Annotated in this window: 21 protein-coding genes; 20 read left to right on the forward strand and 1 reads right to left on the reverse strand. The window is 36.9% G+C overall.

Annotated elements, in window-relative coordinates:
- Positions 1-13 precede the first annotated feature (13 nt).
- The 20 genes from prfB (at position 14) to uvrA (ending at position 23,412) form a co-directional block, all read left to right on the forward strand.
- Positions 14-1,130 (forward strand): peptide chain release factor 2 gene (prfB, locus tag ABM34_RS12120; protein WP_157023341.1). Its coding sequence is split into 2 segments (ribosomal slippage): positions 14-85 and positions 87-1,130, totalling 1,116 coding nucleotides; the frame shifts between segments, so codons are not numbered across the junction.
- Between the two features lie 2 nt (positions 1,131-1,132).
- Positions 1,133-1,801 (forward strand): response regulator transcription factor, encoded by a 669-nt coding sequence (locus ABM34_RS12125; RefSeq protein ID WP_048706081.1) that lies wholly within the window; start codon positions 1,133-1,135, stop codon positions 1,799-1,801.
- 10 nt (positions 1,802-1,811) lie between these two features.
- Positions 1,812-3,458: a two-component system histidine kinase PnpS gene (gene pnpS / locus ABM34_RS12130; RefSeq protein ID WP_048706083.1), complete on the forward strand. Its 1,647-nt coding sequence runs from the start codon at positions 1,812-1,814 to the stop codon at positions 3,456-3,458.
- A gap of 90 nt (positions 3,459-3,548) precedes the next feature.
- On the forward strand, positions 3,549-4,448 hold the full coding sequence (locus tag ABM34_RS12135; protein WP_198141152.1) for a phosphate ABC transporter substrate-binding protein PstS family protein: 900 nt from the start codon (positions 3,549-3,551) through the stop codon (positions 4,446-4,448).
- Positions 4,449-5,369, forward strand: coding sequence for a phosphate ABC transporter permease subunit PstC (pstC, locus tag ABM34_RS12140; protein ID WP_048706086.1), 921 nt, complete (start codon positions 4,449-4,451; stop codon positions 5,367-5,369).
- Entirely contained in the window at positions 5,369-6,256 is an 888-nt protein-coding gene (gene pstA / locus ABM34_RS12145; RefSeq protein ID WP_048706088.1) for a phosphate ABC transporter permease PstA, read from the forward strand. The genes pstC and pstA overlap by 1 nt, the downstream gene beginning before the upstream one ends.
- A 1-nt stretch (position 6,257) precedes the next feature.
- On the forward strand, positions 6,258-7,070 hold the full coding sequence (gene pstB, locus ABM34_RS12150; RefSeq protein WP_048706090.1) for a phosphate ABC transporter ATP-binding protein PstB: 813 nt from the start codon (positions 6,258-6,260) through the stop codon (positions 7,068-7,070).
- A gap of 15 nt (positions 7,071-7,085) precedes the next feature.
- Positions 7,086-7,850, forward strand: coding sequence for a phosphate ABC transporter ATP-binding protein PstB (pstB, locus tag ABM34_RS12155; protein ID WP_048706092.1), 765 nt, complete (start codon positions 7,086-7,088; stop codon positions 7,848-7,850).
- Positions 7,851-7,865: 15 nt separating this feature from the next.
- Positions 7,866-8,549, forward strand: a complete 684-nt coding sequence (gene phoU / locus ABM34_RS12160) for a phosphate signaling complex protein PhoU (protein ID WP_048706094.1) — start codon at positions 7,866-7,868, stop codon at positions 8,547-8,549.
- A gap of 56 nt (positions 8,550-8,605) precedes the next feature.
- Positions 8,606-8,905 carry a PspC domain-containing protein gene (locus ABM34_RS12165; RefSeq protein ID WP_048706096.1) on the forward strand — a complete coding sequence of 100 codons (300 nt, stop codon included), beginning with the start codon at positions 8,606-8,608 and terminating at the stop codon, positions 8,903-8,905.
- Positions 8,906-9,271: a phage holin family protein gene (locus ABM34_RS12170; protein ID WP_048706097.1), complete on the forward strand. Its 366-nt coding sequence runs from the start codon at positions 8,906-8,908 to the stop codon at positions 9,269-9,271.
- 63 nt (positions 9,272-9,334) lie between these two features.
- The gene (gene hprK, locus ABM34_RS12175; RefSeq protein ID WP_048706099.1) at positions 9,335-10,294 is read left to right on the forward strand and encodes an HPr(Ser) kinase/phosphatase; all 960 of its coding nucleotides are present in this window, start codon (positions 9,335-9,337) and stop codon (positions 10,292-10,294) included.
- Positions 10,294-11,133, forward strand: a complete 840-nt coding sequence (gene lgt / locus ABM34_RS12180) for a prolipoprotein diacylglyceryl transferase (protein WP_048706101.1) — start codon at positions 10,294-10,296, stop codon at positions 11,131-11,133. The genes hprK and lgt overlap by 1 nt, the downstream gene beginning before the upstream one ends.
- Positions 11,134-11,167: 34 nt before the next feature.
- Positions 11,168-12,109 carry a thioredoxin-disulfide reductase gene (gene trxB, locus ABM34_RS12185; protein WP_048706103.1) on the forward strand — a complete coding sequence of 314 codons (942 nt, stop codon included), beginning with the start codon at positions 11,168-11,170 and terminating at the stop codon, positions 12,107-12,109.
- 824 nt (positions 12,110-12,933) lie between these two features.
- Positions 12,934-14,652, forward strand: a complete 1,719-nt coding sequence (locus ABM34_RS12190; RefSeq protein WP_048706106.1) for a phospho-sugar mutase — start codon at positions 12,934-12,936, stop codon at positions 14,650-14,652.
- Between the two features lie 27 nt (positions 14,653-14,679).
- Positions 14,680-15,720 carry a zinc-binding dehydrogenase gene (locus ABM34_RS12195; RefSeq protein ID WP_048706107.1) on the forward strand — a complete coding sequence of 347 codons (1,041 nt, stop codon included), beginning with the start codon at positions 14,680-14,682 and terminating at the stop codon, positions 15,718-15,720.
- A 154-nt stretch (positions 15,721-15,874) separates the two neighbouring features.
- Positions 15,875-17,167: an alkaline phosphatase family protein gene (locus ABM34_RS12200; RefSeq protein ID WP_048706109.1), complete on the forward strand. Its 1,293-nt coding sequence runs from the start codon at positions 15,875-15,877 to the stop codon at positions 17,165-17,167.
- Between the two features lie 11 nt (positions 17,168-17,178).
- Positions 17,179-18,429, forward strand: coding sequence for an MFS transporter (locus ABM34_RS12205; RefSeq protein WP_048706111.1), 1,251 nt, complete (start codon positions 17,179-17,181; stop codon positions 18,427-18,429).
- Positions 18,430-18,508: 79 nt separating this feature from the next.
- A complete protein-coding gene (gene uvrB / locus ABM34_RS12210) occupies positions 18,509-20,551 on the forward strand; it encodes an excinuclease ABC subunit UvrB (protein WP_417924660.1) in 2,043 nt (680 codons plus the stop codon).
- Between the two features lie 2 nt (positions 20,552-20,553).
- Positions 20,554-23,412: an excinuclease ABC subunit UvrA gene (uvrA, locus tag ABM34_RS12215; RefSeq protein WP_048706115.1), complete on the forward strand. Its 2,859-nt coding sequence runs from the start codon at positions 20,554-20,556 to the stop codon at positions 23,410-23,412.
- A gap of 31 nt (positions 23,413-23,443) precedes the next feature.
- Here the strand turns inward: uvrA and ABM34_RS12220 are convergent, their stop codons facing one another.
- On the reverse strand, positions 23,444-25,456 hold the full coding sequence (locus ABM34_RS12220; RefSeq protein WP_048706116.1) for a cation:proton antiporter: 2,013 nt from the start codon (positions 25,454-25,456) through the stop codon (positions 23,444-23,446).
- Positions 25,457-25,526 lie beyond the last annotated feature (70 nt).

Consider the following 25,526-nt stretch of genomic DNA (forward strand, 5'->3'; position numbering starts at 1 on the left):
TAAAGGTGAATTTATGGAATTTGGCGAAATTAAAAGTAAAATTCAAGAGATAGAAGACAAAATAAATCAGTTCCGGGGGTCTCTTTGACTTAGAAAGTCTAGAAGAGAGTATCGCAGAAAATGAAGCTAAGATGACAGAGGACGGATTTTGGGATAATCATGCCGCGGCTCAGGAAGTCATTGATGCAACAAATGTGTTAAAAGATAAATATGATAATTTTAAGAAATTAGATGATTCAGTCGAGAATCTGAAAGTTTCAGCCGAACTATATGATGAGGACCCAGATGATGAATTAAAGTCTGAGATGGAAAAAGATATTGCTGAGGTTGATGCAAAAATGCGTTCATATGAGTTGACCATGTTGTTGTCTGAGCAATATGATTCTCATAATGCAATCTTAGAAATTCATCCAGGTGCCGGTGGAACTGAATCACAGGATTGGGGTGAAATGCTTCTTCGTATGTATCAACGTTGGGCTGATCAACACAGTTTTAGTGTTGAAGTAGAAGATTACCAACCTGGCGATGAAGCAGGTATAAAAAGCGTTTCAATTATGATTAAAGGTACGAATGCATATGGTCTCTTGCGTTCAGAAAGAGGAGTTCATCGTTTAGTTAGAATATCACCATTTGATTCTGCTGGAAGAAGACATACATCATTTGCATCAGTTGATGTTATGCCAGAACTTGATGATTCAATTGAAGTTGATATTAATGACGATGACTTGAGAGTCGATGTTTTCAGGTCTTCCGGTGCTGGTGGTCAGCATATCAACAAAACCTCTTCAGCTGTCAGAATCACCCACTTGCCTACAGGTATAGTCACTAGCTCACAAGCTCAACGTTCACAATTACAAAATAGACAGACAGCCATGAGCATGCTGAAAGCAAAACTTTTCCAAAGAGAACAAGAAGAGCAGGCGAAGAGAAACGCTGAAATCAAAGGTGAACAAATGGATATTGGATGGGGTTCACAAATTCGTTCATACGTTTTCCATCCATATACAATGGTTAAGGATCATCGTTCAAACTACGAAACTGGGAATGGTCAAGCAGTGATGGACGGGGATTTGGATCCATTTATTTATGCTTATTTACAATGGAAACTTCAAGAGGACAATCCTAAATAATCATGGCAAAAAAAATATTATGTGTTGATGACGAGCCAGCAATTTTGGAATTAATTGAATACAATTTACAAACTAATGGGTATCAAGTTGAACATGCGACTGATGGTCAAATGGCGCTTGATAAGTTAGAACAAGGTAAATTTGATTTAGTTCTATTGGATCAAATGTTGCCTAAAGTAGACGGATTACATGTTCTGAAAAAATTACGTTCCAAAGGAGATTTAACTCCAGTTATTTTCTTGACGGCTGTCGATACTGAAGAGAACAAAATTGACGGTCTTGTTAGTGGTGCCGACGATTATGTGACGAAACCGTTCAGCGTTAAAGAACTGCTGGCAAGAATTGAAGTTGTTTTACGAAGAACTCAGAAGTCTGCAGATGCTAAGAGAATCTTCGAATTAAATAAATCTTTGAAGAGTTTGAACATGGATGGTACAGATATTTCACTAACTCGAAAAGAGTATGAATTGCTTGAATTTTTGATTAAAAATAAGGGTATTGTTGTATCTCGAGACCAGATTTTTGAAAATGTTTGGGGTATCAATTCGAATTCACAAATTCGCATGGTAGATATTCAAATTAGTCACTTACGTGATAAAATCGAGAGAGATACAAAAGATCCACAAATAATAAAAACCGTGCATGGTTTCGGTTATATATTAGAGGTATAGGGGTATAACAATGAAAAGAAGATTAGGACCTACAGTATCAATCGTCATTTCAGTAATCCTTTACATAGCTTTAGCATTATTTGCGGATAATATTTTGAGTAATTCGCAATCGAATTCCTTTTCTGAAGAAGTTGAGTCGTATACTGAACTTCGAAAGAACCATACAAAAGAAGAGGCTGCTGATGTTACTAGTTTGAAGTACATTAACATCAACGATGATAGTGATATTTCTAAGCAGGCATCTGATATGATTCATCGTGGCAATTTGTCGATGAGTGAGCAATTTGGTACAGACGTATCATTTGGTCGCCGAGCAATGTTTTATCGTTTTAATAACGGTAATTATGTTGTAGCAAAAGATTATTCTCGCCTTTGGAATCAAAATTGGATTTCATTTGCATTATTCACGATTTTGTATTTCTTGATTACTGAAGCAATTATTTTGGTGTACTACAGACAACGCCAAAATATTCGTGATGATATCGACCGAGTGACTCAGAACTTAAAACGAGTTCGAAAGAATAAAGATATGTCGTCGTTGATTCTTTCACCTGACGACGATTTGTATGAATTAGTTGAACAAACCAATCAAATCAATAAAGATATTAGTGAGCTGCGTGACAATGCAAAATTACGTGAGCGTCGATTTAAGAGTTTGATTGGTCATTTACCAATTGGTGTAATGTTGTTGAATTCTCAAGGTGAGGTGCTATTACATAATCAAGCAATGGCTGCTTTACTTGACGAAAATATTTCTAATGAATTACATCCATTCATTGAAGATGTTAAGACTTATGGATTGAGCCGTATGATTGAGCATGCGTTGCGGAAGAACAAGAATTATCGTCGTGAGATCCAGTTAGTGGGTAATTCTCAACGCTATGTTGACGCTAATGTAATCCACTTAGTTCATTCCCGAGAAGACTACGATAAACAAATTTTGGTTATCTTATACGACTTAACAACCAGCCGTCGCATGGAACAAATGCAAGTTGATTTTGTTAATAATGTTAGTCATGAATTGAAGACTCCAATTACGTCTATTGAAGGATTCTCTGAGACATTATTAGATGGAGCTGGGGATGACCCTGAAAAGCGTCATCATTTCCTAGAAATAATTCATAATGAAAGTGTCCGCCTAACTGATTTAATCCAAGATATCTTGTCATTATCTAAGATTAAAAAGGATAATGAAGAAACTGAATTGGTTGATATGGAAGCTAATATCAAATCTATTTTGCAAAGTATGTCCGTTCCAATTGAGAAACATCATCTAAAAGTTGATAAAAGTTTCTTCGGTAATAAAGAAGTAACTATTAATAAGGCGAAAGTTAATTTAGTTCTGAATAACCTAATCAAGAATGCGATTTCTTACAACAAAGAAAACGGAAGTATCGATATTGAAGTTCATCATGATGAGGTTGAAAATAGACTTCGAGTTATCATTGAAGATACTGGTATTGGTATTTCCCAAAAAGACCAAGATAGAATTTTTGAAAGATTTTATCGTGTCGATCGTTCACGAAGCCTTGAGACAGGCGGGACTGGACTAGGATTAGCAATTGTCAAAGAAACACTTGATAGCATTGATGGCAATTTACAAGTTGAATCTAATCTAGGTTTAGGTACTAAATTCACTTTGGAAATTCCTTTATAGAATACATTTATTTAAAAGATTGAGAAATTTTTTCTCAATCTTTTTTTGTAAGTTCTTTTTTATACAAAAAATATACATTGTTACGTTAATATGTTGAAAGTAGAGGTGAGAATATTGAAAAAAAGAATTGTCGCTTTATTTGCTTTGCTTTTCTCAGCTATCTTTGTTTTATCGGGATGCAAAGGTAGTCAAGGGCAACAAACTATCACGGCTGTAGGTTCATCTGCAGCACAACCCTTGGTAGAGCTTGCTGGTGAAGGTTTCACCAAAAATAATCCGAATCAATTTGTGAATGTCCAAGGTGGAGGTACAGGTACGGGTCTGAGCCAAATTCAACAGGGTGCTGTTGATATTGGTGACTCGGATCTTTATGCTGAGCAAAAAAGTGGTATCGATTCTTCTAAATTAATTGATCACCGTATTTGTGCAGTAGGGATGGTCCCTGTTGTAAATAAAAATGTATCTGTTGATTCATTAACAATTAAGCAACTCCGTCAAATCTTTTCAGGGGAAATTAAGAATTGGAAAGAAGTGGGTGGAGCTGATTTGCCAATCACCATCATTAATCGTGCTGATGGTTCAGGAACTAGAGCATCCTTTGAAAAAGATGTTATGGGTGGAACTCCATTTGCCAGAGCACAAGAACAGGATTCTAGTGGTATGGTGCGTCAAATTGTTGATAACACTAATGGATCAATCAGTTACTTAGCTATGCCATATTTAAATGACACTGTTAAAACATTGAAAATAGACGGTGTTGAGCCAACCATTAAAAATATTCAGAATAATACATGGAAAATATGGTCATACGAACATTTGTATACAAACGGTAAACCAACTGGAATGACAAAGGAATTTCTCGAATACATTATGACTACCGAAGTTCAGAATAATGTTGTTAAGAAGTTGCGTTATGTGCCTATTCAAAGCATGCAATATCAAAAAGATGCTAAAGGTAATGTCACACCAGTTTCTGGGGAGGGAAAGTAATTGAAAGACCCAATTAGAGAAAGCTTACTAAAAAAATCAGTTTCAGCTAAAAGAGAAACTAAAGGTAAGATCATTTCCTTTAGCTTTACTGCCATAATCGTTATTTTAGTTGTAACAATTATTGGTTTCGTTGCATCAAGAGGATTACTTATTTTTATCAAAGACGGGGTTAACCCAATTGATTTTCTAACTCATTCAGTCTGGTCACCTAGCAAATTAGATAGTGCTGGACACCCAATTGTCGGTGCTGCGCCGATGATTATTGGTTCATTTGCGGTCACAGTTATTGCCGCTTTGATTGGAACTCCGTTTGCTATTGCCGCAGCAATCTTTATGACCGAAATTTCACCTAAATGGGGTCGTAAAATTCTCCAACCGGTTATTGAATTGTTGGTTGGTATTCCTTCAGTTGTTTATGGTTTCATCGGTTTAACAATTGTTGTACCATTTGTTCGAAATATCGCAGGAGGTAGTGGTTTCGGTATTCTAGCTGGATCATTTGTCTTATTTGTTATGATCCTACCAACGATTACTTCAATGTCTGTTGATGCTTTACGAGCAGTACCGAGATATTATCGGGAAGCATCTTTGGCACTGGGTGCTACACGCTGGCAAACTATTTCAAAAGTTATTTTGAGATCGGCCACACCAGGTATTTTGACAGCTGTAGTATTTGGTATGTCACGTGCTTTTGGTGAAGCTCTAGCCGTCCAGATGGTAATTGGTAACGCAATGTTACTACCTCAAAATTTAGTTTCACCATCATCAACTTTGACTAGTGTGTTAACTATGAATATGGGTAATACGATACTTGGTTCAACTTCAAATAATGCGCTGTGGTCATTAGCTCTATTACTATTACTAATGTCATTGCTATTCAACTTCGTTATCAGATCTATTGCTAAGCGAGGTGAATTCTAATGTTCAATGAAAAAGTAAAAGATAAGATTGCAACTGGCGTAATTTATACTATGTCAGGGATTATTGTATTAATTTTAGCTGGTTTACTTCTATATATTTTAGGAAGCGGATTACGTTATGTTAATTGGCACTTCCTTACATCTGCCTCAAAATCATTTCAAGCAGGGAGCGGTGTCGGAGTACAATTATTCAACTCTTTCTTCCTACTAATTTTATCGATGCTAATTTCAATTCCAATTGCAATTTCAGCTGGTATTTACCTATCTGAATATGCTGGGAAAAATAAATTCGTTGAGGTAATTCGAATTTCGATTGAAGTATTAAGTTCACTTCCATCAATCGTGGTTGGACTTTTCGGCTTCTTGATTTTCGTAATTAGTTTCAAATTTGGATTCTCAATTTTGTCTGGAGCATTGACTTTAACAGTATTCAACCTTCCAATTTTGACAAGAAACGTTGAAGATTCATTGAATTCAGTTCCACAGTCACAACGTGAAGCCGGATTAGCCTTAGGACTTTCAAAGTGGGAGACAGTAATTCATGTCATTATCCCAGATGGGCTTCCTGGAATTATTACCGGTATGATCATTGGTGCCGGAAGAGTCTTTGGTGAAGCTGCTGCATTGATTTATACAGCTGGCCAGAGTGCACCACCATTAGATTTCACGAACTTCAATATATTTAGTATTACAAGTCCACTTAACTTATTTAGACCTGCGGAAACTTTAGCGGTTCATATTTGGAAAGTTAACTCTGAAGGATTGATTCCTGATGCAGTTCAAGTTTCAGCTGGAGCATCAGCTGTTCTGATCATTGCAGTATTACTTTTCAACTTGTTATCTCGCTACATTGGAAACTTGGTTTATAAGAAGATGACTGGAGAATAATATGGAAGAACAAAAAACAGCTCAAGACCAATATATTTACCATCTTGATGAAAATGAACATGAAATTGCTATGGAGACGAAGGATTTACAAGTCTTTTATGGTGAAAAAGAAGCAATGCAAAAAGCATCACTTCAATTTGAAAGATATAAAATCACATCTTTAATTGGAGCTTCAGGTTCTGGAAAATCGACATATCTCAGATCTTTAAATCGAATGAACGACAATATTCCTAGTGCTTCTGTTAAAGGCCAAATTTTATATCGAGGATTAGATATAAACAAAAATGATGTCGATATCTATGAAACTAGAAAGCATATTGGAATGGTATTTCAAAGGCCAAATCCATTTTCTAAATCAATTTATGACAACATTACTTTTGCATTAAAACGTCATGGTTTGCATGACAAAAAGAAGCTTGATGAAATTGTGGAAAAAACGCTCAAACAAGCTTCGTTGTGGGACCAAGTCAAAGACGACCTCCACAAGAGTGCTTTGGCACTTTCAGGTGGACAGCAACAACGACTCTGTATCGCTCGCGCTATTGCTATGAAGCCAGATATTTTGTTGATGGATGAACCAGCAAGTGCGCTAGATCCGATCTCAACTTCAAATGTTGAAGAAACAATGCTTAGTTTGAAAGATAAATACACAATAATTATTGTTACACACAACATGCAACAAGCCGGAAGAATTAGTGATTATACTGCATTTTTCCACTTGGGACGTGTTGTAGAATTTAATGAAACTCGAAAGATATTTACTCGTCCTAAGATTGATCTTACGGAAGATTATGTATCTGGACACTTTGGATAAAAAAGGAAGACAAACATGGTTGAAGCAAAAAAAATCTTAACTTCATCAGACGTCCATTTATTTTATGGAAAAAAAGAAGCTCTAAAAGGTATTAATCTTGACTTTAAAGAAAATGAAATCACAGCATTAATAGGGCCTTCCGGATGTGGAAAATCAACCTATTTACGTTGTTTGAACAGAATGAACGACTTGATTCCAAATGTTACAATTACAGGAACAATCGCTCTCAATGGTAAAAATATTTACGCGCCAAATATTGATACTGTTGAATTACGAAAACAAGTTGGAATGGTTTTCCAACAACCAAATCCGTTTCCGTTTTCAATTTACGATAACGTCGTTTATGGTCTTAGATTAGCTGGTGTAAAAGATAAAGCTGTTTTAGATGAAGCAGTTGAGTCAAGTTTGAAAAACGCTGCTGTGTGGGATGATGTGAAAGATAAGCTAAATGTTAGTGCTCTTTCATTATCAGGTGGACAACAACAAAGAGTTTGTATCGCGCGTGTTCTTGCGGTTAAACCAGATATTGTCCTATTAGATGAGCCTACATCAGCATTGGATCCAATTTCTTCTTCACAAATCGAAAATATGCTATTAACATTAAAGGATAAATATACAATCATCATTGTTACGCATAATATGCAACAAGCTTCAAGAATCTCTGATAAAACAGCATTCTTCTTGAATGGTGATTTAATTGAAGTTAACGACACGAAGAAGATTTTTATGAATCCAGCTCAACAAGAAACAGAAGATTATATTTCCGGTAAATTCGGATAATAAGGGGGAAATGTTATGCGAAGTACATTTGAGGAACAGCTAAATAATTTACATTTAAGATTTTCTGAGATGGGGATGATGGCAAGTGAAGCTATCATGAAATCAGTTAAAGCATATGTAAATCATGACAAGGCATTGGCAAGAGAAGTTATCGAAAATGATCGTTTCATTAACAAACGAGAAGTTGATCTTGAAAAGAAATCTTTCGAAATGATTGCTCTTCAACAACCAGTTACATCAGATCTAAGAATGGTTGTTACAGTCTTAAAAGCTAGCTCTGATCTTGAACGAATGGGGGATCATGCGGTTAGTATTGCACAAGAAACTATTCGTGTGAAAGGCGAGGTCCGTATTCCTGAGATTGAAAAGGACATCGCTGATATGGGGGACCTTTCAACCGGTATTGTTGAAGATTCATTAGAAGCCTATTTAAAAGAAGATAGTAAAATGGCAAAAGAAGTTGCTGATCAAGATGGAAACATTCATATTGAAGGAAAGCAAATTAATGATGCCTGTATTTCAGCTATGCAACAATCTTCAGACAATGTCCTAAGTGGATCATCATATATGCTTGTTGAAAGTTATCTTGAACGAGTAAGTGATTATGCTACAAATATTTGTGAATGGGTTGTTTACCTTAATACCGGACATGTGGTAGAACTAAGTCAGAAGCATGTGGCGGATGAAGACGAAGAGTAATCTTGTAATTTTTGCCATATTGTTATATATTCTGGTAACAAGTTGAGGTAAAAAAAATGAGAAAACGTTTAACAAGATCTAGCACAGATCGATTATTAGCAGGTGTCTGTGGCGGATTGGGTGAATACTTTGGAGTAGATTCGACTTGGTTTAGATTGGCATTTATTGCATTAATTCCATTTACGGATTTTATTTCAATTTTGGTTTATATCGCATTAGTATTTCTAATGCCTGAGAATCGTAATATTCAACGCACTCATTTTAGAGGTGAAATGCATGACACATTACACCGACTACATCAGCGTCGTTCAGGCCACAGTTCTCATGGTGGTAGTTCAATTAAGGGTAGGAAATAAATGAAATTACTGATAAAAACCGCAATTTATACATTATTATTTATGGCAATAGCACGTGTATTACCAAACATGTTTCAAATCGATACCGTTGTAACAGCAATCATAGCTAGTTTTGTACTTGTGTTATTAAACTGGAGTGTAAAGCCATTACTACATATCATTTCGTTTCCAATTACTTTTATCACTTTTGGTTTATTCTCGTTTGTAATTAGTGCAATTACACTTGAATTAACATCCATGGTAATGGGTTCGCAACATTTTAATTTTAACGGCTTTGGCTCTGCACTAGTAGTTGCAGTCATTCTTGCCATCTGTAATTCAATAATTAATAGTTTTGCAATGAACAATTTTCAGAAACGCGTATAACCGCGTTTTTTTTATATCCAAATTGATGATAGAATTAACAAAAAGGCTATGAAGAGGTAGAGTATGTCAAATTTTGTTACGGTTTCTCAATTAGTTAAAGAAAATAATCTTAAAGTTTATGGTGGGGAAGATTTATTAGATAAAAAAAATATCACGACTAGCGATATTTCTCGTCCTGGAATCGAGCTAACAGGGTATTTTGATTACTATCCAAGTGAACGAATCCAACTTTTTGGACAAACTGAATCCGCTTATTCACATTCAATGACTACAAATAATCGTTATAAAGTCATGCGTGAAATTTGTCGAGATGATACACCAGCACTATTAATTTCGAGAAATATCAAACCTAGTCAAGAATTGTTGGATGCTGCTAAGGAAAATGGAGTTCCTGTAATCGGTTCTGCATTGCCAACCACTAGACTTTCAAGTTTGATCACTGAATATTTGGATGAAAAGCTAGCACCTAGAGAGTCAGTTCACGGTGTTTTAGTTGATGTATATGGTATTGGTATTATGCTAACTGGTCATTCAGGAATTGGTAAAAGTGAAACTGCACTCGAACTAGTTAAAAGAGGTCATCGACTAATTGCGGATGACCGTGTAGATATTTATCAACAAGATGAGAAAACTATTGTTGGTGAAGCACCAAAAATCTTGAATCACCTTCTTGAAATTCGTGGAATTGGAATAATTGACGTGATGAATCTATTTGGCGCTGGAGCAGTTAGAACTTCTAGTGACGTTCAATTAATTATTAATTTGGAAGATTGGCAAGCTGACAAGAGTTACGACCGCCTCGGTTCGATGGAAGAAACGAGAACATTTTTCGATGTTGGCGTACCTCAAATTACAATTCCAGTTAAAGTTGGTCGTAATATTTCAATCATTATTGAAGTTGCTGCCATGAACTTCAGAGCTAAGAAAATGGGCTTTGATGCAACGAAAAAATTTGAAGAAAATCTTGGCTCATTAATTCAAGAAAATGGCCAAAAGAATGCTGAAGATGGAGAAAGTAAGTAATGAACTTATTAGCCTTAAATCCTATTGCATTCAATATAGGTAGTTTAGAAATTCATTGGTACGGAATAATTATTGCTTTGGGAGCATTAGTCGGAGTTATTATGGCAATGCGTGAAGCCACAAGACGCGGAGTCAATTCAGATAACATTTTGGACTTAGTCCTAATTGGTGTACCAGTTGGATTGATCTGTGCTCGAATATATTATGTGGTGTTTGAATTACCATTCTATATTGCAAATCCTGGCGAAATCATCAAAATTTGGCATGGTGGAATTGCCATCTATGGTGGTTTGATTGGTGGATTCATTGTATTAGTGGTTTTATGCTTAAGAAGAAAGATTTCAATCTGGTTGATGCTAGATATCGCAGCACCATCAGTAATGTTGGGTCAAATTGTTGGCCGCTGGGGTAATTTCATGAATCAAGAAGCATTTGGTGCAAAGACCTCATTGGACTTCCTACAGTCATTACATTTGCCTCATTTCATTGTTGAACAAATGTTTATTAATGGTGCTTATCGTCAACCAACATTTTTGTATGAATCAGCTGCAAATGTGATTGGTTTGATACTAATTTTGGTATTCAGACATCGTAAGCATTTCTACAAACTAGGTGAAGTAGCTCTTAGCTATTTAGTTTGGTATCCAGTTGTTAGATTCTTCGTTGAAGGTATGAGAACAGATAGCCTGTACATTATGCCTGGAGTAAGAGTCTCACAAATACTTTCACTGATTCTATTGATATTTGCCATTGGAGCATTAATTTATAGAAGAAAGAAAATGGACTTACCATGGTACACAGATCTGACAGAGCAAAATAATGGATTAAATAAAAATTAATGGTAATATAGTTTGGTACTAAGGAGGTAGACGCATGAAAGAATTCGACGTAGTAGTAATAGGTGCAGGTCCTGGTGGACTAACAGCCGCATTGTACGCATCACGTGCTAATTTATCAGTAATGATTTTAGATCGTGGTATTTATGGTGGCCAAATGAATAACACCGCTGAAATTGAAAATTATCCTGGATTTGATTCTATTTTAGGACCAGACCTCAGTGAAAAAATGTATCATTCATCAACAAGATTTGGTGCAGAATTTGGTTACGGTGCTGTTGAATCAGTTGAAGATAACGGTAATCGTAAGATCGTTCACACAGATGACGGTGATTACGAAGCCAAAGTTGTAATTGTTGCAACAGGTTCACAATATAAGAAAATCGGCGTTGCTGGTGAAAATGAATTATCAGGACGTGGAGTATCTTACTGTGCCGTATGTGATGGTGCATTCTTCAAGGATCAAGATGTAGCCGTAATCGGTGGTGGAGATTCCGCTGTTGAAGAGGGAGTTTACCTAACTCAAATGGCAAAATCCGTAACAATTATTCATCGTCGTGACCAATTGCGTGCACAAAAAGTCTTACAAGACCGTGCCTTCAAGAATGATAAAATTAAATTTGTTTGGAACGCCGACGTAAAAGAAATCGTCGGTGAAGACGATAAAGTAGCCGGTGTCCGCTATGTAGACAAAGAAACTGGTGAAGAACACGTAGTACCTGCAAAAGGTGCATTCATTTATGTAGGTATCCAACCAATGACAGAACCATTCAAGAGTTTGGGTATTCTTGACGATGCTGGCTGGATTGATACTGACACACACATGAAGACAAACGTTGCCGGAGTTTATGCTATTGGTGATGTTCGCAAGAAGGATTTGCGTCAAGTTGCTAATGCTGTTGGTGAAGGTGCAATAGCTGGTCAAGAAGCATTCAATTATATTCAAACATTGTCAGACGCTAAAGTTTCTGCAAAATAATTTGATGTGATTATGCGGTTCACTTCCGCCCTCCGGTCAGGTTTTTGGGGGCCGTGGACGCTGTGGACACGTTTCCGAGCCATAGTGCGGTCTCGAAAATCGGCCTCCTTGTAAGCATGCCCTATGGCATGCAAACAAGGATCTCACGGCTTTGGCCCCCAAAAACCTGACCTACGGGCTAGTGATCCTCAAACATCAAAGTTAGTTTGGAAACGTACAAATATATATATTAGGTGGCTCAATTCAGAATTGGATTGGGTCTTTTTTTTGTTTTCTGAGGAAAACTGTTTTTTTTGCTTTTTGTATTAAATGATTAATCAGATGATAATCTAGAATGGAAGATTTTTCAAAACCAAAGTAAATAGGTTAGTAAGTACCCAAACAGAGCACGTATGTCCAATCTTTGGCCCCACCCACCAAAGAATAAATTGATTGATATCCTCGTCCGAAGGGCGGGATTATACAATGCTCAGCCATGAAATTTTCCTTAGTCGGGGATGCCCCCGGCTTAGGAAAAGACTCAGGTTTGAGATTTTTTCGGTCTGTGAAAAAAGCTCAAACTGATGTCCATGGCGTTCCAGCGTTGTATAATCCCAACCGTAGGACAGCAGTGAACCACACAAAACAGCAATCTACTCCAACATAAATGTTTTTAACCCATTTTTAAGCTAATATCACTAAACTCAAGTAACATCTAAACTGTTTTACTAAAATAATCCATCAAAGCACTATAATTTTACTAATAAATTTACTCTAACAACTACTAATATCGTGGAAAATTGCTATAATAAAATGTAAGGACTTACAAAGTAGGAGGACTAGCAATGGCTTGGCAAGAAAATATGAAAAAATGGCTCGATTATTCTGAATTGGATCCTGAGTTAAAAGAACAATTGGCCGAATTGAAAAATGATGATGATAAAGCTGAAGAAGCTTTTTATGCACCTATGGAATTTGGTACAGCTGGTATGCGTGGGGTCTTGGGACCTGGAATTAACCGCATGAATATCTACACAGTAAGACAGGCTGCCGAAGGTTTAGCTTTATTTATGGATACTTTGGATGAGAAAACTAAGGCTCGTGGTGTTGCTATTAGTTTTGATTCTCGTTATCACTCACAAGATTTCGCAATTGAATCTGCTAAGGTTTTGGGAGCTCACAATATCAAGACTTTCGTATTCGATAGTTTGAGACCAACTCCTGAATTATCATTTGCGGTTAGAACTTTGAATACATACGCAGGTATCATGATCACTGCTAGTCACAATCCTAAACAATACAATGGTTTCAAGATTTATGGTCCAGATGGCGGTCAAATGCCACCTGTCGAATCTGACAAGATTACTGATTATGTCAGAAAAGCTGATGACTTGTTTGCCATCAAAGTTAAGACTGTCTATAAACTCCGTGAAGAAAAGTTGATGCAGTTGATTGGTGAAGATGTTGACCAACAATATTTGGCAAAACTTGATATCGTAGTTGTTAACCACGATTTAATTAATAATGTTGGTAAGAATATGAAGTTCGTTTATACTCCTCTTCATGGTACTGGTAAAATGATTGCTCCAAGAATTTTCCAAGATTTAGGTTTCAACAATTTCAATATGGTTAAAGAACAAGCTATTCTTGACCCCGAATTTGGAACAACTCCATTTCCTAATCCTGAATTTGCTCAAACATTTGATTTGGCAATTTCACTCGGTAAAAAAATTGAAGCTAATATTTTAATTGCTACAGACCCTGATGCTGATAGATTGGGTGCAGCTGTTCGTCAACCTGACGGTTCATATAAATTGATGACAGGTAATCAAATTGCGTCAGTACTGCTAAACTATATTTTGAAAGCTAAGAAAGATACTAATACGTTGCCTGAAAATGGTGCAGCCGTTAAGTCGATTGTTTCAACTGAATTAGCTACTGCCATTGCTAATAAGTATGGCGTTAAGATGTATAACGTTTTAACAGGATTCAAGTATATTGCTGAAAAAATTCAGAACTTCCAAGACGATAAGAGTCACGAATTCTTATTCGGATTTGAAGAAAGTTATGGATACTTAGTTAAACCATTTGTTCGTGATAAGGATGCCATGCAATCAACAATTTTGCTTGCTGAAGCTGCTGCTTATTATGAATCACAAGGAAAAACTATTTATGATGGTCTTGAAGACTTATATAAAGAGTTTGGTTACTACCGTGAACAAACTATTTCAAAGACTTTTGATGGTGTTTCAGGTAAGGACCGCATGGCGGGAATGATGAAAGAATTCCGTGAGGAAGGAATTAAAGAAATCAATGGTGTCAAAGTTGTTGAGTCATTGGATTACTTGAACAAGACTGACACTAAGGATGGTCAAGTATCTGACACCGGACTTCCAAAGGCTGATGCATTGAAATTTATCCTTGAAGACGGTACTTGGGTTGCCGTTCGTCCTTCAGGTACTGAACCTAAAATGAAATTCTACATTGGAATTACTAGTGATTCTGATGACAGTGCTGCCAAGAAACTTGCTGGATTTGCCAAAGTTATTGAAACTTGGGAATAATATTTTAGACAAGAGGGAGCTTTCGTTATGAAAAATACTTTATTTGTTAAAGCTGGAAAAGTTGCTATTCAAGAAATTGATAAACCTACGATTCAAGCAGACGATGATGTAATTATTCATGTTGTTCGTACTTGTGTATGTGGATCAGATTTGTGGTCATATCGTGGATTTGAAGATAAGGATGCAAATTCACAAAACAATGGACATGAAGCCATTGGTATTGTTGAAGAAGTCGGTTCAGCAATCACAACTTTTGTACCTGGTGATTTTGTAATTGCTCCATTTACACATGGCTGTGGACACTGTCCCGCCTGTTTAGCTGGTTTTGATGGTGATTGCCAGGATCATACAGATAATTTCAGCCGTGGAAATCAAGCAGAATTTATCAGATTTCAACATGCTGAGTGGGCTTTAGTCAAGATTCCTGGAAAACCTGCAGATTATTCTGATAGTATGTTAAATTCTTTGTTGAGCTTGGCTGATGTTATGGCAACTGGTTATCATGCTGCACGTGTTGCCAACGTTAAACGTGGTGACAGTGTGGTCGTCGTTGGTGATGGTGCTGTCGGTCTTTGTGGTGTTATTGCTGCTAAGATGCGTGGAGCTAAACAAATTATTGCGATGAGTCGACATGAAGATCGTCAAAAATTGGCAATTGAATTTGGAGCAACAGATATTATTGCCGAACGTGGTGATGAAGGTATTGCTAAAGTAATGGAATTGACGAATAACGCTGGTGCTGATGCTGTTTTGGAATGTGTCGGCACTGAGCTGTCCAATGAGACCGCTATGAAGTCAGCACGTCCGGGTGCGATTGTTGGACGCGTTGGTCTTCCACACGAACCAAAAATGGATATGACTCAATCATTTGGTATGAATGTTGCCGTAGCTGGTGGGCCTGCTTCTGTTACGACTTATGATAAACAATTGTTGTTGAAAGCCGTTTTAGATGGTGATATCCATCCTGGAAAGGTTTTCACAAAAGAATTTACTCTAGACCAAATCGATGATGCTTATCAAGCAATGACAAATCGTGAGGCTATTAAGTCACTAGTTGTAATCGCTTAGAGTTTAAAATTTGTTTTCAGTTGAATATTTAAAATGTAGATGTGAATTTTTTTCACATCTATTTTTTTATGTTTATTGAACCTTGTGACATCGCTTTAGTAACTGCGATATAATATTTTGTATCGAAGTGTGATTTTAAAAGGGGATTTTTATTGTGTCATCAAATCAACATTTACTTGTCATTTCACTGGATTCATTAGGATTTCGTGATATTCGAGAACACCAAGAGGAATTACCAACTCTCAATAAATTGGTAAATGGTGGAAGTTGGGTTAAATCGGTTACGGGAATTTATCCCACGTTGACTTATCCGTCACATACATCAATTATCACCGGTCAATATCCGAGTGTTCATGGAATTGTCAACAATACTAAAATTCAACCAGAGCGTCGTTCTCCTGATTGGTATTGGTATCAAAAGGATGTTAAATCGACAACGGTCTATGATTTGGCGCGAAAGGCTGGATTAACAACAGCCGCATTTTTGTGGCCAGTAACTGCTGGAAGCAAAATTAATTACAATCTTGCCGAAATTTTTCCTAATCGAATTTGGACTAATCAAGTGTTAGTTTCGTTAAAGGCCAGTTCACCATTGTTCTTATTGGAAATGAATCATAAATATGGCAAGTTACGAAATGGAATTAAACAGCCTCAACTGGATAATTTTATAACTGCATGCGCGGTTGATACGATAGAAAACAAGAAACCAAATATGACAATGATTCATTTGGTTGATATGGACAGTATGCGTCATCGATATGGCGTTCGTTCCACTGAAGCAATGGCAGCCTTACATCGACTAGATAAACATGTTGAACAACTGATACAAGCCACTAAAAATGCAGGCACATTCGATGATACAAATTTTGTAATTTTAGGGGATCACTACCAAATCAATGTAACTAAAATGATTCACTTAAATACTCTTTTCGCAAAAAAAGGTTGGTTGAATGCCAATGATGATCAAACTTTCAAAAAAGATTGGCAAGCTATGGCCAAAACTTGTGACGGTTCAACTTATATCTATACTCAAAATTTTGATCAACTGAATGAATTGAAGAAGTTGGTTGAAAATGTTGAAGGTGTAGAAAAAGTTTATACATCAAAAGAGGCATTTGAACGTGGTGCCGACCAAAATTGTAGTTTGATGGTTGAAGCAAAAGCCGGATATTACTTTACAGATGAAAGCGAGCGTCCATCTGTAGTTGAGCGCGTTGATTCGAAGACTTTAGGTCAACCCGATAGATACCACGGTGTTCATGGCTACGATCCAAGAAAATCAGATTATCAAACAACACTGGTCTTTAATGGGCCAGCAATAAAAGAAGGAACTACCGTTGAAAAAGCAAACTTGGTGGATGAAGCACCAACCTTTGCTAAACTCTTAGGATTGAAATTTGAAGGTGAAATTGCAGGTTCATGCATTGACGATGTTTTCAAAAATTAAGGGGTGTCAATTTGAAAATTAACAAAAAACAATGGAGCTGGATTTTATATGATTGGGCAAACTCATCATATGGAATCATAGTTACAACGGCTGTTTTGCCGGTGTACTTTAAAACCATAGCTCAAGCTGACCATGTGTCGGCAGCAAGTTCCACCGCATACTGGGGATATGCAAACAGTTTTGGTACGTTATTAGTATCAATATTGGCGCCATTTTTAGGAGCACTTGCCGATTATCCCAATTTTAAAAAACGTTTATTGAATGGATTTTGTTGGCTAGGTGTTGTCGCTACACTTGGGCTCGCGTTAGTTCCAGCAAAACACTGGAGTATGCTTTTAGGAGTGTACATTATTTCAGCAATCGGATATTCTGCTAGTAATTTGTTTTATGATAGCTTTTTAACTGATGTCGCCGATAACAAAGATATGAATCGAATCTCAACTCACGGATATGCATATGGATATCTAGGTGGGGTTATCTCATTCATGTTGTTCTTAGTAATCAATTTGACTGACGGATTTGGAACTTTAGATGGCACTGGAATAGCAAGATGGAGTTTCGTCATTGCGGCTGTATGGTGGTTTGTCTTTGCCATTCCATTACAAAAAAATGTTCGTCAGAAATTCTCAGTCGCTCCAACTACCTCCCCATTAGCGGGAAGTTTCAAGCGAGTATTTGAGACGATTAAACATATCAGAAAGTACAAACAAGTAGCATGGTTTTTAGTAGCTTATTTCTTCTATATAGACGGTGTTGATACAATCTTTACTATGGCAACGTCCATTGGTATGGATATTGGGGTTAAAACTACCGAGTTAATGATTGTCTTATTGGTGGTTCAACTAATTGCCTTCCCATTTTCGATTTTATTTGGAATGCTAGCTGATAAAACTTCAACCAGAGTAGGTATTATTGTTGGAATTGTCGTTTATTTCTTCATCTGCTTATATGCTTTAAACCTCAAGAATTCCTTTGACTTCTGGGTCTTGGCTGTAATGGTTGGTACATCGCAAGGTGGACTCCAAGCATTGAGTAGATCGTATTTCGGTAAAATAATCCCTAAAGATTCGGGAAGCGAATTCTTTGGATTTTATAATATTTTAGGTAAATTCTCCGCTGTTATGGGTCCATTTATCGTGGCAATTGTCACACAAATGACTGGTAAATCCACAATTGGAGCAGCTTCACTAAGTTTTCTATTCGCCGTGGGATTGATTATTTTTGCAATCATCCCTCGACTTTCAAAAAATCCAAATAAATAGCGAAAGTATGTTCGATATGTTAATATATATTCGATATATTATTTCTAACGCAAATTACATCTAATTCTGTTTGAGTTAGATGTATTTTTTGGCTTTGGGAGGGTTCAAAGTGATAGATAGAGCGAATGATAATAAGTTTGATTTGGTCTCAAAATATGCCCCAGCCGGCGACCAACAACAAGCCATTGATAAACTCACAAAGGGTTTTGAGAAAGGTGAAAAAGAAATAATCCTTGAAGGTGCCACGGGTACAGGTAAAACTTTCACCATGGCCAATGTAATTAAGAATTTAAATAAACCAACTCTAATTATTTCTCACAATAAGACTCTTGCGGGTCAACTTTATGGTGAAATGAAAGAGTTCTTCCCAAATAATGCTGTCGAATATTTTGTCAGTTATTATGATTATTACCAACCAGAAGCATATGTTCCATCAAGTGATACTTATATCGAAAAAGATTCTAGTATCAATGATGAAATCGATAAATTACGTCATTCTGCTACAAGTTCTTTGCTTGAGCGTAATGACGTTATTGTTGTTGCCTCGGTTTCTTGTATATTTGGTTTGGGTGATCCTAGAGAGTATGCCGACAGTATTATTTCACTAAGAGTTGGACAAGAAATATCTCGTAATCAGTTGTTGGAAGATTTGGTCGAAAATCAATTTGAGCGTAATGATATTGATTTCCAACGTGGACGTTTCCGTGTTCGTGGTGACGTAGTTGATATTTTCCCAGCTTCACGAGATGATAATGCCATTCGTGTCGAATTCTTTGGTGACGAAATTGATCGAATTATCGAAATGAATGCTTTAACTGGTGAAATTTTAGGATCGATGGATCATATCGGGATTTTCCCTGCTACTCACTTTATGATCAGTGATGCCAGTATGGAACAAGCTCTAACTCGGATTCAAAAAGAGCTAGATCAACAGTTGAAAAAATTTGAAAGCGAAGGCAAGTTACTAGAAGCACAACGTATTAAACAACGTACAGAATACGATATCGAAATGATGCGTGAAATGGGTTATACATCTGGTATCGAAAATTATTCTCGTCATATGGAAGGAAGAGCTGAAGGTGAGCCACCATTCACTCTCCTTGATTTCTTCCCTGATGACTTCAATATTATGATTGATGAGTCTCACGTTACTATGCCACAAATCCGTGGCATGTATAATGGTGACCGTGCCAGAAAGGAAATGTTAGTTAACTATGGTTTCAGATTGCCAAGTGCCTTGGACAACCGTCCCTTGAAACTTGAGGAATTTGAACAACATGTTAAACGTATAATGTACGTTTCAGCTACTCCTGGTCCATATGAACTAGAGAGAACACCTAACATTGCTACACAAGTAATCCGTCCAACTGGGTTACTTGATCCAAAAATTGAAGTCCGGCCTATTATGGGGCAGATTGATGATTTGGTTGCTGAGATAAATGATCGTGTTGAAAAGCACGAAAGAGTCTTCGTCACAACTTTGACCAAAAAGATGGCGGAAGATTTAACTGACTATTTCAAAGATCTGGGAATTAAGGTTCGATACTTACACAGTGATATTAAAACAATTGAGCGAAGTCAAATTATTCGTGATTTACGACTTGGTAAATTTGATGTACTGATTGGTATTAATTTACTTCGTGAAGGTATTGATGTTCCTGAAGTATCCTTGATTGCTATTTTGGATGCTGATAAAGAAGGATTTTTGCGTGCTGAACGTTCATTGGTTCAGATTATTGGACGTGCTTCCAGAAATGAACATGGTAAAGTTATCATGTATGCTGACAAAGTTACCGACTCAATGAAAGCAGCCATTGATAAAACTGCACACAGACGTGAGATCCAAGAGAAATTCAATGAGGAACATGGAATTACACCTAAGACTATTGTTAAGCCTATACGTGACGCAATTTCAATGTTCCATAAGGTTGATAATTCTTCATCTGAAAAAGAACAAATTACCGAAGAGAACTTGGACTTCGATAATATGACTAAGAAACAAAAGAACGAATTGATCAGCAATTTAACTGAGCAAATGGAATCAGCAGCTAAGAAACTTGATTTTGAGGGAGCTGCCAACTTACGTGACACAATTCTAGAGTTAAAGGCGGAAATGAATTAAGTATGCTGAACGATAAAATAGTAATTCATGGAGCACGTGCTCACAACTTAAAAAATATTAATGTAACAATACCACGAGATAAATTAGTCGTTATGACTGGACTTTCTGGTTCCGGTAAGAGTTCATTGGCATTCGATACCTTGTATGCTGAAGGGCAAAGACGTTATGTTGAAAGTTTGTCATCATATGCTAGACAATTTTTGGGACAAATGGACAAGCCAGATGTCGATTCAATTGATGGGTTAAGTCCCGCAATTTCAATTGACCAAAAGACGACTTCAAAAAACCCAAGATCAACCGTCGGAACCGTCACAGAAATAAATGATTATTTGCGTCTACTTTGGGCACGTGTGGGGACACCAATCTGTCCTAATGATGGAACGGTAATTACCAGTCAATCTGCTCAACAAATGGTAGATTCAATTTTAAACTTGGATGATGGGACAAAGTTACAAGTACTTTCTCCAGTTATTCGTGCAAAAAAAGGACAACATAAAAAGGCTTTGGAACAAATTCAAAAACAAGGGTACGTCCGTATTCGTGTTGATGGAGAAGTTCATGATGTCTCCGAAGATTTAGAATTAGACAAAAATAAAAAGCATGATATTGATGTTATCGTTGATAGAATCGTTATTAATGATCACATCAAATCACGATTAACTGATTCAGTTGAAGCTGCCCTAAGATTATCAGACGGATACATGACAGCTGATGTTATTGATGGAGAACCAATGGTATTCTCTGAGAAGAATTCATGCCCATTATGTGGATTTACTGTTGGTGAACTTGAACCAAGACTGTTCTCATTTAACGCACCATTTGGTGCCTGTGAGGCCTGTGATGGTTTAGGTATGAAGTTAGAAGTCGATGTTGATTTGGTGATTCCTGACCCAAGTAAGAGCTTAAATGAAGGCGCAATTGTTCCTTGGAACCCAATTAGCTCTCAATATTATCCTGAAATGTTGGCTCAAGCAGCTAAGACTTTCAAGATTAATATGGATACACCGTTTAACAAGCTATCAAAACGTGAACGTGACTTAATTTTAAACGGTTCAGATGGTAAGAACTTCCATTTCCATTACGAAAATGATTTTGGAAGTGTTAGGGATGTTGATGTTCCGTTTGAAGGCGTGTTGAAGAATATTAATCGTCGTTATCACGAAACAAACAGTGATTTTACCCGTGAAGTTATGCGTAAGTACATGACGGAACTTACTTGTCCTGTTTGTCATGGTAAAAGATTAAATCGCCAAGCATTAGCCGTTAAAATAGAAGGTAAGGATATTGCTGAAGCTTCTGATTTTTCAATCAAAGATTCATTACCATTCTTCGAATCAGTAAAATTAGGTGAACAAAATACAGTTATTGCCAAACCAATTTTGAAAGAAGTCAGAGACAGACTAGCTTTCTTAATTAATGTGGGCTTGGATTATTTGACATTGTCTCGTGCTGCTGGAACACTTTCTGGTGGTGAAGCACAACGTATTCGTCTAGCCACACAAATCGGTTCTAACTTATCTGGTGTCATGTATATTCTTGATGAACCATCAATTGGATTGCATCAACGTGATAATGATCGATTGATTAATTCATTGAAGAAGATGCGTGATCTTGGTAATACGTTAATTGTTGTCGAGCATGATGAAGATACTATGCGTGCTGCCGATTATTTGATTGATGTCGGTCCTGGTGCTGGTGAAAACGGTGGTGAAATCGTTGCTGCCGGAACTCCAAAACAGGTGGAGAAGAATTCAAAATCTCTAACTGGTCAATATTTGGCAGGAAAGAAATTTGTACCTGTTCCACTTGAGCGTCGTGCTGGTAGCGGTGATGTTGTTGAAGTCACTGGTGCTGCTGAGAATAACTTAAAGAATATTGATGTTAAATTTCCATTAGGTAAATTTATTGGGGTTACTGGGGTCTCTGGATCCGGTAAATCAACCTTAGTAAATATGATTTTAAAGCGTGCCTTAGCACAAAAGATGAATCATAATTCTCAAAAGCCCGGTAAATATAAGAAAATTACCGGATATGACAAGTTGGAAAAGATGATTGCCATTGATCAAAGTCCAATTGGTCGTACACCAAGAAGTAATCCGGCAACATATACGGGTGTCTTTGATGATATTCGTGATTTGTTCTCACAAACAAATGAGGCTAAGTTACGTGGATATAAAAAGGGAAGATTCTCTTTCAATATCAAAGGCGGACGTTGTGAGAACTGTCGTGGAGACGGTATCATTAAAATCGAAATGAATTTCTTACCTGATGTTTATGTTCCTTGTGAGGTTTGTCATGGCACACGTTACAATTCAGAAACCTTGGAAGTTACCTACAAGGGTAAAAATATTTCTGAAGTACTTGATATGAAAGTTGCTGAAGCATTAGATTTCTTCAGTAATATTCCACGTATCAAGAGAAAACTCCAAACAATTGTTGATGTTGGTTTAGGCTATGTTTCACTAGGACAGTCAGCTACACAGTTATCCGGTGGTGAAGCTCAAAGAATGAAGTTGGCATCAGAACTTTACAAGAAGTCTAATGGTAAGAACTTCTACATTCTTGATGAACCTACAACAGGGCTCCATACGGATGATATCAAACGTTTACTGGACGTTCTCCAAAGATTAGTTGATGAAGGCAATACTGTTTTAGTAATTGAACATAACTTGGATGTTATAAAATCAGCTGATTGGGTCATTGATCTTGGACCAGAAGGTGGAGAAGGTGGCGGAAAAGTAGTAGCTACCGGAACACCAGAACATATTGCTAAAGTTAAAAAGAGCTACACAGGACAGTATTTAGGTCCAATTCTTGAACGTGATACTAAACGTACAAAAGATGCACTTAAGAAAAAATAAAAAGTCAGGCCATTATGGCCTGACTTTTTTTCTATGCTTCGTTAATTGATTGCATGTAGACTAATTGATCAGTAGAAATCTGTTCATATAATTCATTACCAAGTTCACTATTATATTTCTTAGAAGCTACCTGGGCTTGAATGAAGTTGTATTCATATTGAAAAGCTTTGATCAATAGTTCGTTTTGAGCCTCAATAATAGATTCACCGGAGGATCCTGAAAGTCTCCGGTGTCTCTCGTCATATGCACGACTAACAATACTGATTTCTTTTGTATCGTAATTATCTGGATTTTTCATCAAGTAATTTGAAACTATAGAGTAGGGTTTCTTTTCAATGGTTTGCATATTTGACCACATTTGTCTGTTACGCTTGATCATTTCCTCACGGCTAGTACCACTCCTTGGTTTGAATTGACGAAGTTGTTTTCTAAACTGACGGGATTTTTTGCTAGGAGAAAATCTAGTACCGACTTTGAATTTGAAGAATAGTCGCCATCTTTGAAATCCATTTTGTTGATATCTAAGATTGGTGCTTTGCGCAACTCTCATAAATAATTGTGCATCAAGTGAACTGATTTCTTCCTTATCCAAACTTTGATTGATTGATTCTTCCTCAAGCTCGAAACATTTGGAAAAAATATCACTCAATTTGCTGCGATTAACGTGTCCGTCAACGGTACGTTGCCCATCTAAAATATTGATTACTTCGAGAATTCCAGGTTCGTTGCCATGAATTGATTTGATGGTTTGAAATGCATTATTCACCATTTTATCTTTGGCAACTGTCAGATCTTTTTCCGAGACCTTGGAAACTTGCTTAGGAAGCATTAAAGGTAGGACAAGTGTCGGTATTAAGAGACTTGTAATAATTACCACTGACGCAATAAAGATAATATCAGTTCGAAAAGTAAATGCATTGCCATCCAAAGTTAGTGGTAATGAGAATGCCATTGCCAACGTGATAGTTCCGTGGACACCGCTAAGCGCTATAACTACACTATTACTATTTTTATCATGCTTATCCCAAGCACGTATTTTGGCAAAATCAAGTTTTGTCCATAAATATCTAAGAAGAGTCATAACTAAGTAGAGCAAAACACCAATGGCCACTAGTAATAATATTGAACCGGTTCCTCGTCTGTGAAGACTAATTATTACTCTTGGCAATGACAGTCCCAATAGGATAAATACTATTCCATTTAAAATGCTAGCAATAATGGACCAAGTTGATGACATAACAATTTGTAGTTTCGATGAAGTTAATCTCAGTCGATCTTGTTGCACACCGTGAATTAGTCCAGTTACAACTACCGCTAAAATTCCTGATACACCAAGAGCTTCAGCAATTAGATAAACTACGAATGGGGTCAAAAGTGTATACGGAACGATAACAGAAGGAGTGTCAACACTACTATTTATTAGAAAAATTCGGCCTCTAACTATAATTGAACCTAAAATTGCCCCAACAATAATTCCACCGAAAAATACAAATAAGAAGTTACCAATTCCGTTCCAAACGGAGAATTGTCCGGTGACGGCTGCACCAATGGCCAAATTCATAGCAACGATACCAGAAGCGTCGTTGAATAATGACTCATTTTCTAAGGTCGACATTACCTCAGTTGGCACCATAACTTTATTGGTGATGGATGAAACCGCAACTGGATCCGTTGGCGTAATGATTGCACCAAGTGCAAAAGCGAGTGCCAACGACAAACTTGGGAGAACCAAGTGTGTCAAAAATCCAATAATTAGAATTGATACAATTGCAAGTTCAACTGATAATGAAAATGTTGTCCCAAATTCATGTGTCAGTCGACGCAGACTAGTCTTTTGACCATCATTGAACATCAATACTGAAATAATAACTAATAAGAATACCTCAGGTTCTAATTCAAAATGTTTATAAATTGGGAATAGAGATAGGATTAAGCCTGCACCAATTTGGAGAAAGGCTACAGGGACTATACTGAATCTGGTGTATAACGCATTTGCGGCAACAACTGCAGCAACAAGTAGTAAAACTAAGAAGACGGTATTCATACCAACTTCCCCCTCAAATTTGATTTGAAATAATTATACCGCTAAATAAATCTCGTATATGATGTTTCTA

Source organism: Companilactobacillus ginsenosidimutans (genome assembly GCF_001050475.1).
GTDB lineage: Bacteria > Bacillota > Bacilli > Lactobacillales > Lactobacillaceae > Companilactobacillus > Companilactobacillus ginsenosidimutans.

What these genes read in the sequence shown, in the direction of transcription:
- ABM34_RS12125 (WP_048706081.1), top strand. Translation starts at nt 1,133, where the DNA reads ATGGCAAAAAAAATATTATGTGTTGATGACGAGCCAGCAATTTTGGAA.
- pnpS (WP_048706083.1), top strand. Translation starts at nt 1,812, where the DNA reads ATGAAAAGAAGATTAGGACCTACAGTATCAATCGTCATTTCAGTAATC.
- ABM34_RS12135 (WP_198141152.1), top strand. Translation starts at nt 3,549, where the DNA reads ATGTTGAAAGTAGAGGTGAGAATATTGAAAAAAAGAATTGTCGCTTTA.
- pstA (WP_048706088.1), top strand. Translation starts at nt 5,369, where the DNA reads ATGTTCAATGAAAAAGTAAAAGATAAGATTGCAACTGGCGTAATTTAT.
- pstB (WP_048706090.1), top strand. Translation starts at nt 6,258, where the DNA reads ATGGAAGAACAAAAAACAGCTCAAGACCAATATATTTACCATCTTGAT.
- pstB (WP_048706092.1), top strand. Translation starts at nt 7,086, where the DNA reads ATGGTTGAAGCAAAAAAAATCTTAACTTCATCAGACGTCCATTTATTT.
- phoU (WP_048706094.1), top strand. Translation starts at nt 7,866, where the DNA reads ATGCGAAGTACATTTGAGGAACAGCTAAATAATTTACATTTAAGATTT.
- ABM34_RS12165 (WP_048706096.1), top strand. Translation starts at nt 8,606, where the DNA reads ATGAGAAAACGTTTAACAAGATCTAGCACAGATCGATTATTAGCAGGT.
- ABM34_RS12170 (WP_048706097.1), top strand. Translation starts at nt 8,906, where the DNA reads ATGAAATTACTGATAAAAACCGCAATTTATACATTATTATTTATGGCA.
- hprK (WP_048706099.1), top strand. Translation starts at nt 9,335, where the DNA reads ATGTCAAATTTTGTTACGGTTTCTCAATTAGTTAAAGAAAATAATCTT.
- lgt (WP_048706101.1), top strand. Translation starts at nt 10,294, where the DNA reads ATGAACTTATTAGCCTTAAATCCTATTGCATTCAATATAGGTAGTTTA.
- trxB (WP_048706103.1), top strand. Translation starts at nt 11,168, where the DNA reads ATGAAAGAATTCGACGTAGTAGTAATAGGTGCAGGTCCTGGTGGACTA.
- ABM34_RS12190 (WP_048706106.1), top strand. Translation starts at nt 12,934, where the DNA reads ATGGCTTGGCAAGAAAATATGAAAAAATGGCTCGATTATTCTGAATTG.
- ABM34_RS12195 (WP_048706107.1), top strand. Translation starts at nt 14,680, where the DNA reads ATGAAAAATACTTTATTTGTTAAAGCTGGAAAAGTTGCTATTCAAGAA.
- uvrB (WP_417924660.1), top strand. Translation starts at nt 18,509, where the DNA reads ATGTATTTTTTGGCTTTGGGAGGGTTCAAAGTGATAGATAGAGCGAAT.
- uvrA (WP_048706115.1), top strand. Translation starts at nt 20,554, where the DNA reads ATGCTGAACGATAAAATAGTAATTCATGGAGCACGTGCTCACAACTTA.
- ABM34_RS12220 (WP_048706116.1), bottom strand. Translation starts at nt 25,456, where the DNA reads ATGAATACCGTCTTCTTAGTTTTACTACTTGTTGCTGCAGTTGTTGCC.